This window comes from Kitasatospora sp. NPDC022856, assembly GCF_055561235.1.
In genome coordinates this window covers 1-12,099 of the sequence record NZ_JBVHHE010000038.1, presented here as the reverse complement: position 1 = coordinate 12,099, position 12,099 = coordinate 1, and the positions used below count along the sequence as shown (strand labels likewise).

1 protein-coding gene is annotated in these 12,099 nt (G+C 76.1%); it reads left to right on the top strand.

What is annotated here, in order from left to right:
• Positions 1-52: 52 nt before the first annotated feature.
• On the top strand, positions 53-12,099 hold a 12,047-nt coding region (locus tag ACZ34W_RS31855; protein WP_465609038.1), incomplete at its 3' end, for an SDR family NAD(P)-dependent oxidoreductase.

Genomic DNA, 12,099 nt, shown 5'->3' with positions numbered 1-12,099 from the left:
CGGTACGACCAGCTGACCACTGACAGCGGACTGACACGGAGGACGTAGGAACATGACGACGCCGGACGAGCAGATCGTCAACGCACTTCGTGCCTCGCTGAAGGAGAACGCGCGGCTCCAGCAGGAGAACCAGAAGCTTCTGGAGGCCCCTGCCGAGCCCATCGCCATCGTGTCGATGGCCTGCCGGTACGCGGGCGGGATCCGTACCCCCGAGGACCTCTGGCGGGTCGTCACCGACGGCACCGACGTGTACACCGCGTTCCCCGAGGACCGGGGCTGGGACCTCGAAGGCCTCTACCACCCGGACCCGGACAACCCCGGCACCACCTACGTCCGCGAGGGCGCGTTCCTGCACGACGCCGGCCAGTTCGACGCCGGGTTCTTCGGCATCTCGCCGCGCGAGGCGCTCGCCATGGACCCGCAGCAGCGGCAGCTGCTGGAGGTGTCCTGGGAGGCCCTGGAGCGGGCCGGCATCGCGCCGCACTCCGTCCGGGGCACCGACATCGGGGTGTTCGCCGGCATCGTGCACCAGGACTACGCCCCGGACCTCAGCGGCTACGAGGGCTTCCTCAGCCTGGAGCGGGCCCTGGGCACCGCCGGCGGTGTCGCCTCCGGCCGGGTCGCCTACTCGCTCGGGCTGGAGGGCCCGGCGGTCACCGTCGACACCATGTGCTCCTCGTCGCTGGTCGCCATCCACCTGGCCGCGCAGGCGCTGCGCCGCGGCGAGTGCTCGATGGCGCTGGCCGGCGGTGCGACCGTGATGTCGACCCCGGGCGGCTTCGTGGGCTTCGCCCGCCAGCGCGGCCTGGCCTTCGACGGCCGCTGCAAGTCCTACGCGGCCTGCGCCGACGGCTCCAGCTGGGCCGAGGGCGCCGGTGTCATCCTGCTGGAGAAGCTCTCCCGGGCCAGGGAGCTCGGCCACCGCGTGCTGGCGGTCGTCCGGGGCTCCGCGCTCAACCAGGACGGCGCCTCCAACGGTCTGACCGCGCCCAACGGCCCCGCCCAGCAGCGGGTCATCCGCAAGGCGCTGGACAGCGCCAACCTGTCCACGGGCGACATCGACATGGTCGAGGGCCACGGCACCGGCACCGTCCTCGGCGACCCGATCGAGGCGCAGGCGCTGCTGGCCACGTACGGGCAGGACCGCGTGGACGGCCGGGAACCGCTGCGGCTCGGCTCGGTCAAGTCGGTGATCGGCCACACCCAGGCGGCGTCCGGGGTCGCCGGTGTGATCAACATGGTGCAGGCGCTGCGGCACGGCGTGATGCCGGCCACCCGGCACGTCGACGCGCCCACCCCGCAGGTGGACTGGACGGCGGGCGCCGTCGAGCTGCTGACCGAGACCCGGCCCTGGCCGGAGACCGGGCGGCCGCGCCGGGCCGGGGTCTCCTCCTTCGGCGCCAGCGGCACCAACGCGCACCTGATCCTGGAGCAGGTTCCCGAGGACGAGCCCGCCCAGGCCGGGGCCGCGCCCGACGCCGTGGTGCCGCTGGTGGTCTCGGCGGCCTCCGAGGCGTCCCTGACGGGCCAGGCCGAGCGGCTGGTCTCCTTCCTCGACGCCGCGGAGGGGGTCTCCCTCGCCGGTGTGGCGGGGACGCTGGCCACCCGGCGCGCGGTGCTCGGCGAGCGGGCGGTCCTGGTGGCCGGTTCGCGGGACGAGGCGCTGGCCGGGCTGGCCGCGCTGGCCCGGGGCGAATCCGCCGCCGGGCTGGTGACGGGGAGCGCGACCGGGGCGGGCAAGCTCGTCCTGGTCTTCCCGGGGCAGGGTTCGCAGTGGGTCGGCATGGGCCGTGAACTGCTGGACTCCTCGCCGGTGTTCGCGGAGCGCGTCGCGGAGTGCGCGGCGGCGCTGGAGCGCTGGGTGGACTGGTCGCTGGAGGACGTGCTGCGCGGCGAAGCCCCGGCCGAGCTGCTGGAGCGCGTCGACGTGCTCCAGCCGGCCAGCTTCGCGGTGATGGTCGGTCTGGCCGCCGTCTGGGCGTCCGTGGGTGTGCTGCCGGACGCGGTGGTCGGGCACTCCCAGGGCGAGATCGCGGCGGCCTGCGTGGCCGGTGCGCTGTCGCTGGAGGACGCCGCGCGGATCGTGGCGGTGCGCAGCCAGGTGATCGCGGGCAGCCTCGCCGGGCGCGGCGGGATGGCCTCGGTGGCGCTCTCCGAGACCGACGCCGTCGAGCGGCTGGAGCGCTGGGCGGACCGCGTCGAGGTCGCCGCCGTCAACGGCCCGGCGTCCGTGGTGGTCGCCGGTGACGCCGAGGCCCTCGACGAGGCCCTCGACGCGCTGGAGGACCAGGGCGTGCGGGTGCGGCGGATCGCGGTGGACTACGCCTCCCACTCCCGGCACGTCGAGGCGATCCAGGAGACCCTCGGCGAGGCCTTCGCGGACATCCGCAGTCAGGCCCCGCTGGTCCCGTTCCTCTCCACCGTCACGGGCGAGTGGATCGACGGGGCGGGCGTGCTGGACGGCGGCTACTGGTACCGCAACCTGCGCGGCCAGGTCCGCTTCGGCCCGGCGATCACCGCGCTGCTCGGCCAGGGCCACACCGTCTTCGTCGAGTCCAGCGCCCACCCGGTACTGGTCCAGCCGATCAGCGAGCTGGTGGACGCCGCCGACGCCTCGGCCGTGGTCACCGGCTCGCTGCGGCGCGACGAGGGCGGCCCGCGCCGCCTGCTGACCTCGATGGCCGAACTCTTCGTCCGGGGCGTCTCCGTGGACTGGACCGGCCAGCTGCCGGCCGGGGCCGACACCGCCCTGGTCGACCTGCCGACCTACGCCTTCGACCACCAGCACTACTGGCTCCAGCTGACCGGATCGGCCACCGACGCCGCCTCGCTGGGCCTCACCGGCACCGACCACCCGCTGCTCGGGGCGGTGGTGCGGCTGCCGCAGTCGGACGGGCTGGTCTTCACCTCCCGGCTGTCGCTGCGCACCCACCCCTGGCTCGCCGACCACGCCATGCAGGGCGTGGTGATCGTCCCCGGCACCGTCTACGTCGACCTGGCGGTCCGCGCGGGCGACGAGTTCGGCTGCGGCATCCTCGAAGAGCTGGTCATCGAGGCCCCGCTGGTGCTGCCCGAGCAGGGCGGCGTGCGGGTCCAGGTCGCCGTCGGCGGCCCCGGCCCGACCGGCTCCCGCACGGTGGACGTCTACTCGCTGCGCGAGGACGCCGCCGGCGAGGACGGCGACGGCGAGTGGACCAGGCACGCGACCGGTCTGCTCTCGTCCACCGCCCCGAGCGGCAGCACCACGCCCGCCGTGGACTTCGCCGCCTGGCCGCCGGCCGGCGCCGAGCCCGTGGAGATCGAGGACTTCTACACCGACCTGGTCGTCCGCGGCTACTCCTACGGCCCGGCGTTCCAGGGCCTGCGGGCGGTCTGGCGGCGCGGCGAGGAGCTCTTCGCCGAGGCCGTGCTGCCGCCGGAGCAGCGGGAGCACGCCGACCGGTTCGGGATCCACCCGGCCCTGCTGGACGCCGCCCTGCACACCAACGCGTTCACCAACCCGGAGGACGGCCGCAACGTGCTGCCGTTCGCCTGGAACGGGCTGGTGCTGCACGCGCTGGGCGCCTCCGCGCTGCGGGTGCGGGTCGCCCCCCGGGGCACCGACGCGCTGTCCTTCCAGGCCGCCGACGAGGCCGGCGAGCTGGTCCTGACGATGGACTCGCTGGTCTCGCTGCCGGTCTCCGCCGAGCAGTTGGGCAGCGCGGCCGGCCAGGACGGCCGGGACTCGCTGTTCCGGGTCGAGTGGACCGGGCTGCCCGCGCCCGAGGGCGCCACGGCCGCGCCGGTCTGGGCCCCGCTGTCCGGACCGGAGGACGTGGCCGCGCTGGCCGCCCGCGAGAGCGTGCCGGCGGTCGCCGTGCTGGACGCGACCGCGGCCGACGCCGAGGCCGACCCGCTGGAGCTCACCTGCCGGGTGCTGGCCGCGGTCCAGGCGTGGACGGCCGCGCCGGGCCTGGCCGAGGCCCGCCTGGTGGTCGCCACCCGGGGCGCCGTCCCGGCCGGCGGCGAGGCCGCGGTGACCGACCCGGCCGGCGCCGCCGTCTGGGGCCTGGTCCGCGCCGCCCAGGCGGAGAACCCGGACCGGATCGTCCTGGTCGACCTCGACCCCGCCGCCGCGGCCGGGGCGGGAGCCGTCCTCGGGGCGGTGCTGGCCTCCGGCGAGCCGCAGGTCGCGGTGCGCGGCACGGCGCTCTCCGCCTCCCGCCTGGTGCGCGCCGACGCCGCCCCGGAGGAGGCCTCTGCCACCGCCTTCGACCCGGACGGCACCGTCCTGGTCACCGGCGGAACCGGCTCGCTCGGCGCCGTGGTCGCCCGCCACCTGGTCACCGAGCACGGTGTCCGGCACCTGGTGCTGGCCGGCCGCCGGGGCCCCGCCGCCGAGGGCGCCGACGAACTGGCCGACGAACTCGCCGGACTCGGCGCCACGGTGTCGGTGGTCGCGAGCGACGTCGCCGACCGGGAGGCGGTCGCCGCGCTGCTGACCGCCGTCCCGGCCGAACACCCGCTGACCGGCCTCGTTCACCTGGCCGGCATCCTGGACGACGGGGTGATCGGCGCGCTGACGCCGGAGCGAATCGCCGGGGTCTTCGCGCCCAAGGCGACCGCGGTGCGCCACCTGGACGAGCTGACCCGCGAACTCGCCCCGCAGCTGCGGACGTTCGTGGTCTTCTCGTCCGCCGCCGCGCTGCTCGGCTCGGCCGGCCAGGGCAGCTACGCCGCCGCCAACGCCTACCTCGACGCCCTGATGACCCGCCGTCGGACCGGCGGACTGCCCGGTCTATCGCTGGCCTGGGGCCTCTGGGAGCAGAGCACCGGCCTGACCGCCCACCTGAGCGAGGTCGACCAGGCCCGGATGAGCCGCGGCGGCGTCCTGGCGCTGACCCCGGCCGAGGGCCTGGCCCACTTCGACACCGGTCTGCGGGCCGAGCAGGCGCTGCTCGTCCCGATCAAGCTCGACCTGCGGGCGCTGCGCTCGGACACCGCGTCCGGCGGCGCCGTCCCGCACATGCTGCGCAGCCTGGTGCGGAGCGGGCGCCGGGTGGCACGCACCGCCGCCGGGGACGGCAGCGGGCTGGTCCGCCGCCTGGCGGGGAAGTCCGAGGCCGAGCAGGAGAGCATCCTGCTGGGCATCGTCCAGGCCGAGGCCACCGCGGTGCTCGGCTTCAACGGCCACGAACTGGCCCAGGGCACCCGGGGCTTCAGCGACATCGGCTTCGACTCGCTCACCGCGGTCGAGCTCCGCAACCGGCTGAGCGCCGCGACCGGGGTCAAGCTGCCCGCCACCCTGATCTTCGACTACCCCACGCCGGTGGCGCTCGCCCGCTTCCTGCGCGAGGAGCTCGGCGACACCGCGGCCGGTGCCGCCGCCGCCCCCACCGTGGTCGCGGCCGACCCGGACGAGCCGATCGCCATCGTCGGCATGGCCTGCCGGCTGCCCGGCGGCGTGGTCGACCCCGAGGGCCTGTGGCGCCTGGTACACGAGGGCCGCGACGGCATGGTGGGCTTCCCGGACAACCGCGGCTGGAATCTCGACGAGCTCTTCGACGACGACGCCGCGAAGCCCGGCACCTCCTACGTCCACAAGGGCGGCTTCCTGCGCGACGCCGGGGAGTTCGACGCCGAGTTCTTCGGGATCTCGCCGCGCGAGGCGCTGGCGATGGACCCGCAGCAGCGGCTGCTGCTGGAGGCCTCGTGGGAGGCGCTGGAGCGGGCCGGCATCAACCCCGGCACGGCGCGGGGCGGCAACATCGGCGTCTTCTCCGGTGTCTCCATCCACGACTACGTCGAGTCGCTGACCAGCATGCCCGCCGAGCTCGAAGGCTTCGTCACCACCGCGACCGCCGGCAGTGTGGCCTCGGGCCGGGTCTCCTACGTGTTCGGCTTCGAGGGCCCGGCGGTCACCGTGGACACGGCGTGCTCCTCCTCGCTGGTGGCGATCCACCTGGCCGCGCAGGCGCTGCGGTCCGGGGAGTGCTCGCTGGCGCTGGCCGGCGGCGTCGCCGTGATGGGCTCGCCGGTCGGCGTCCTCGGCATGTCGCGCCAGCGCGGCCTCGCCGCCGACGGCCGGGTCAAGGCGTTCTCGGCGGGCGCCGACGGCACCATCCTCTCCGAGGGCGTCGGCATCGTGGTCCTGGAGCGGCTCTCCGAGGCCCGGCGCAACGGGCACCAGGTGCTCGCGGTACTGCGCGGCAGCGCGGTGAACCAGGACGGCGCGTCCAACGGCCTGACCGCGCCCAACGGCCCCTCGCAGCAGCGGGTGATCCGCAAGGCGCTGGCCACCGCGGGCCTGGCCGCCTCGGACATCGACGCGGTGGAGGCGCACGGCACCGGAACGGCGCTGGGCGACCCGATCGAGGCGCAGGCCCTGCTGGCCACCTACGGCCGGGACCGCGACCCGGAGCGTCCGCTCTGGCTCGGCTCGCTGAAGTCCAACATCGGCCACACCCAGGCCGCGGCCGGTGTCGCGGCCGTCATCAAGATGGTGCAGGCGCTGCGGCACGGCGTGCTGCCCTCCACACTGAACGTCAGCGCGCCGACCCCGGAGGTGGACTGGTCCGCCGGTGCGGTCGAGCTGCTGACCGAGGCGCGCGACTGGGCCGCCGGCGGCCGGCCGCGCCGGGCCGGGATCTCCTCCTTCGGGATCAGCGGCACCAACGCGCACCTGATCCTGGAGGAGTCCGCCGAGGTGCCGGCCGTCCAGCCGGCGGCGGGCGACGTGCTGCCGGGCGCCGACACGGTGCCGCTGGTGGTGTCGGCCGCCTCGACCGGCTCGCTGGCCGGTCAGGCCGCGCGCCTGGCGGCCTTCCTCGACACGGCGGACCGGCCGTCGCTCGCCGCCACGGCGAACGCGCTGCTGTCCCGGCGCGCGCTGCTCTCCGAGCGCGCGGTGCTGGTGGCCGGTTCGACGGAGGAGGCGCTGGCCGGGCTGGGCGCGCTGGCCCGGGGCGAGTCGGCCCCGGCTCTGGTGACCGGCGGTTCGCTCGGCTCGGCCGGTGCGGGCCGGACGGTCCTGGTGTTCCCGGGGCAGGGTTCGCAGTGGGCCGGCATGGGCCGTGAACTTCTGGACACCTCACCGGTGTTCGCCGAGCGGATCGCGGAGTGCGCCCGGGCGCTGAGCCCCTGGGTGGACTGGTCGCTGGAGGAGGTGCTGCGCGGTGAGGCCCCGGCCGAGCTGCTCGACCGGGTGGACGTGCTCCAGCCGGCCAGCTTCGCCGTGATGGTCGGTCTGGCCGCCGTCTGGGCGTCCGTGGGCGTGCTGCCGGACGCCGTGCTGGGCCACTCCCAGGGCGAGATCGCGGCGGCCTGCGTGGCCGGTGCGCTGTCCCTGGAGGACGCCGCCCGGATCGTCGCGGTGCGCAGCCAGGTGATCGCCGGTCAGCTGGCCGGTCGCGGTGGCATGGCGTCGGTCGCGCTCCCCGAGAGCGAGGCCGACGAGCGGCTGGAGCGCTGGGCGGACCGCGTCGAGGTCGCGGCCGTCAACGGCCCGGCGTCCGTGGTGGTCGCCGGTGACGCCGAGGCCTTGGACGAGGCGCTGGAGGTCCTCGCGGCCGACGGCGTGCGGGTGCGCCGGGTGGCGGTGGACTACGCCTCCCACACCCGTCATGTCGAGGCGATCGAGGAGACCCTCGGCGAGGCCTTCGCGGACATCCGAAGCCAGGCCCCGCTGGTGCCGTTCCTCTCCACCGTCACGGGCGAGTGGATCGACCAGGCGGGCCTGCTGGACGGCGGGTACTGGTACCGCAACCTGCGCGGCCAGGTCCGCTTCGGCCCCGCCGTCGCCGCACTGCTCGAAGCGGGCCACACGGTGTTCGTCGAGTCCAGCGCCCACCCGGTGCTGGTCCAGCCGATCAACGAGATCGTCGACGAGACCGCGGCCGACGCCCTGGTCACCGGCTCGCTTCGACGGGACGAGGGCGGTCCGCGCCGGCTGTTCCTGTCGATGGCCGAACTCTTCGTCCGCGGCGTGGCCGTGGACTGGAGCGGCGTGCTGCCCACCGGCACCGCCCCGCTCGACCTGCCGACCTACGCCTTCGACCACCGGCACTACTGGCTGCAGACCGCCCCGGCCACCGACGCGGCCTCGCTCGGCCAGGCCACCGTCGACCACCCGCTGATCGGCGCCGTCGTCCGGCTGCCGCAGTCGGACGGGCTGGCGTTCACCTCCCGGCTGTCGCTGCGCACCCACCCCTGGCTGGCCGACCACGGCGTCGGCGGGGTCGTCCCCGTCCCCGGCGCCGCGCTGGTCGAGCTGGCCGTCCGCGCCGGTGACGAGGTCGGTTGCGGCACCCTCGACGAGCTGGTGATCGAGGCCCCGCTGGTGCTGCCCGAGCACGGCGGCGTCCGGGTCCAGGTCACCGTCGGCGGCCCCGACGAGAGCGGTGCCCGTAGCGTCGACGTCTACGCCGCCCGCGAGGACGCCGGCGACGACACCGGCGCCTGGACCAGGCACGCCACCGGTCGGCTCGCCCCGGCGGCGGCCCGCACCGAGGCGCACGCCGACCTCGCCGTCTGGCCGCCCACCGGCGCCCGGCAGGCGAGTGCCGACGAGCTGTACGACGACCTGCTCCGCCTCGGCTACGCCCTCGGCCCGGCCTTCCAGGGCGTCCGCGGGCTCTGGCGGCGAGGCGAGGAGGTCTTCGCCGAGGTCGCCCTGCCCGAGGACCAGCGTGCCGACGCCGGCCGCTTCGGCATCCACCCGGCGCTGCTGGACGCCGCCCTCCAGTCCGGCCTGCGGCACGCCGCCGTGGCCGACGGGACCGCGGGCGGACCGCGGCTCTGGCAGCCGGCCGAGTGGACCGGCCTGACGCTGCACGCCGCCGGCGCCTCGGCGCTGCGGGTGCGGCTCGCGCCGTCCGACCGGAACGGGCTCTCGCTGGAGGCCGCCGACGAGACCGGCGGCCCGGTCCTGACCCTGGAGGCGCTCGCCTTCCTGCCGGTCTCCGCCGAGCAGCTCTCGTCCGCCGCGGCGGACGCCGGCCCGGACGCCCTCTTCCGGGTGGACTGGACCGACCTGCCCGAGACCCCCGCCGGCGGCGAGACGCTGCCGCCGTGGGTGCCGCTGTTCCACGCGGACGAGGTGCAGATCCTCGCCGACAACGTCACCTCCCCGGTGGTGGCGCTGGTGGAGGCGACCGACCGGCGCGGCGACGCCCTGGCCCTGACCGGCCGGATCCTGGACCTCGTCCAGACCTGGCTGGCCGCACCGAGCCTGGAGGACTCCCGGCTGGTGCTGGTGACCCGGGGCGCGGTGCCGGCCGGCGGCGACGCCGCGGTGACCGACCCGGCGGGCGCCGCCGTCTGGGGCCTGATCCGCGCCGCCCAGGCGGAGAACCCGGACCGGCTCGTCCTGATCGACACCGACACCGCCACCGACCTCACCTCCGGCACCGACGTCGAGCCGCTGCTCACCGCCGTGCTGGGCTCCGGCGAGCCGCAGGTCGCGGTCCGGGCCGGGGTGCTCTCCGCACCGCGGCTGGTCCGCGCGGCCGGTGGCGACGCGATCACCGCCGAACCGGCCTTCCGCCCGGACGGGACCGTCCTGGTCACCGGTGGCACCGGCTCGCTGGGCGCGCTGCTGGCCCGGCACCTGGTCACCGAGCACGGCGTCCGGCACCTGGTGCTGGCCAGCCGGAGCGGTCTCGGGGCCGAGGGCGCGCCGGAGCTGGTGGCCGAACTGGACGGGCTGGGCGCGGCGGTGACGGTCGCCGCCTGCGACGTCGCCGACCGGGAGGCGGTGGCCGCGCTGCTGGCCGCCGTCCCGGCCGAGCACCCGCTGACCGGCGTCGTGCACACCGCCGGTGTGCTGGACGACGGTGTGATCGGCGCACTGACGCCCGAGCGGATCGCCGGGGTCTTCGCGCCCAAGGTGACCGCCGTACATCACCTGCACGAGCTGACCCGCGACCTGGGCCTGACGGCCTTCGCGGTGTTCTCCTCCGCCGCCGGCCTGTTCGGCTCGGCCGGTCAGGGCAACTACGCGGCCGCCAACGCCTACCTGGACGCCCTGATGGCCCGCCGGCGGGCCGACGGGCTGCTCGGTGTCTCGCTGGCCTGGGGCCTGTGGGAGCAGAGCACCGGCCTGACCGCGCACCTGAGCGAGCTGGACCAGGCCCGGATGAGCCGCGGCGGCGTCCTGGCGCTGACCCCGGCCGAGGGCCTGGCCCTGTTCGACGCGGCCCTGCACGCCGACCGGGCCCTGGTCGTGCCGATCAAGCTCGACCTGCGGGCGGCCCGCGCCGACGCGGCCTCCGGCGGCGCCGTCCAGCCGCTGATGCGGGGTCTGGTCCGGGCCGGCCGGCAGGCCGTCCGGGCGGCGGCCGCCCAGCGCAGCGGCGGCGGGCTGGCGGACCGGCTGGCCGGGCTGTCGGCCAGCGAGCAGGAGGCCCTGCTGCTCGACCTGGTCCGCGGCCAGGTGGCGACCGTCCTCGGCCACGCCGGGGCGGACAGCGTCAAGGCGGAGAAGGCCTTCAAGGACGCCGGCTTCGACTCGCTGACCTCCGTCGAACTGCGCAACCGGGTCCGTGAGGCGACCGGCCTCAACCTGCCCACCACCGTGGTCTTCGACTACCCGACCCCGCTCGCCCTGGCCCGCCACCTGCACGGCGCGTTCGGCCACGTGGCCGCCGCGGCCGGGCCGGCGGCGCCGGCGGTCCTGGCCGCCGACCCCGACGAGCCGATCGCGATCGTCGGCATGGCCTGCCGGCTGCCCGGCGGCGTGGCGAGCCCGGAGGACCTCTGGCGGCTGGTCGCCGACGGCCGGGAGGCCCTCTCCCCGTTCCCGGAGGACCGCGGCTGGGACCTGGACGGCCTGTTCGACGCCGACCCCGGCCGGATCGGCACCTCCTACGTCGACCGGGGCGGCTTCCTGCACGAGGCCGGCCTGTTCGACGCCGGGTTCTTCGGGATCTCGCCGCGCGAGGCGCTCGCGATGGACCCGCAGCAGCGGCTGCTGCTGGAGGCGTCCTGGGAGGCGCTGGAGCGGGCGGGCATCGACCCGGCCGCGCTGAAGGGCACCGACGTCGGCGTCTTCTCCGGCGTCATGAGCCAGGGCTACGGGTTCGGCGGCGAGGTGCCGCCGGAGCTGAGCGGCTTCACCGCGACGGGCTCCGCCGGCAGCGTGGCCTCCGGCCGGGTGTCCTACGTGTTCGGCTTCGAGGGCCCGGCGGTCACCGTGGACACGGCGTGCTCGTCGTCGCTGGTGGCGATCCACCTGGCCGCCCAGGCGCTGCGCCAGGGCGAGTGCTCGATGGCGCTGGCCGGCGGCGCGACGGTGCTGGCCAACCCGCACACCTTCGTGGAGTTCTCCCGCCAGCAGGCGCTCTCGCCCGACGGCCGTTGCAAGGCCTTCTCCTCGACGGCGGACGGCACCGGCTGGGCCGAGGGCGCGGGCGTGGTGGTGCTGGAGCGCCTCTCCGAGGCGCGGCGCAAGGGGCACCGGGTGCTCGCGGTGGTCCGGGGGTCGGCGGTGAACCAGGACGGCGCGTCCAACGGTCTGACCGCGCCGAACGGGCCCTCGCAGCAGCGGGTGATCCGCAAGGCGCTGGCCAACGCGGGCCTGTCCACCGTCGAGGTGGACGCGGTCGAGGCGCACGGCACCGGCACGGTGCTCGGTGACCCGATCGAGGCGCAGGCGCTGCTGGCCACCTACGGCCAGGACCGGGAGCCGGGACGTCCGCTCTGGCTCGGGTCCGTGAAGTCCAACCTGGGGCACGCGCAGGCCGCCGCCGGGGTCGCCGGTGTGATCAAGATGGTGGAGGCGCTGCGCCACGGCGTGCTGCCGCCCACCCTGCACGTCGAGGAGCCCTCGACCGAGGTGGACTGGCAGGCCGGCGCGGTCGAGCTGCTGACCGAGGCGCGGGACTGGCCGGAGACCGGCCGCCCCCGGCGTGGCGGGGTGTCCGCCTTCGGCGTCAGCGGGACGAACGCGCACCTGATCCTGGAGCAGGCCCCGGTCGAGGCCGAGGCGCAGGCCGTCGCGGTCGAGGAAGCTCCGGCCGGTGCGGTGCCGCTGGTGCTGTCGGCGAAGAGCGCGGGCTCGCTGGCCGGGCAGGCCGACCGGCTGGCGCCCTTCGTCGAGACGTCCGGGGCGGGGACGGCGGA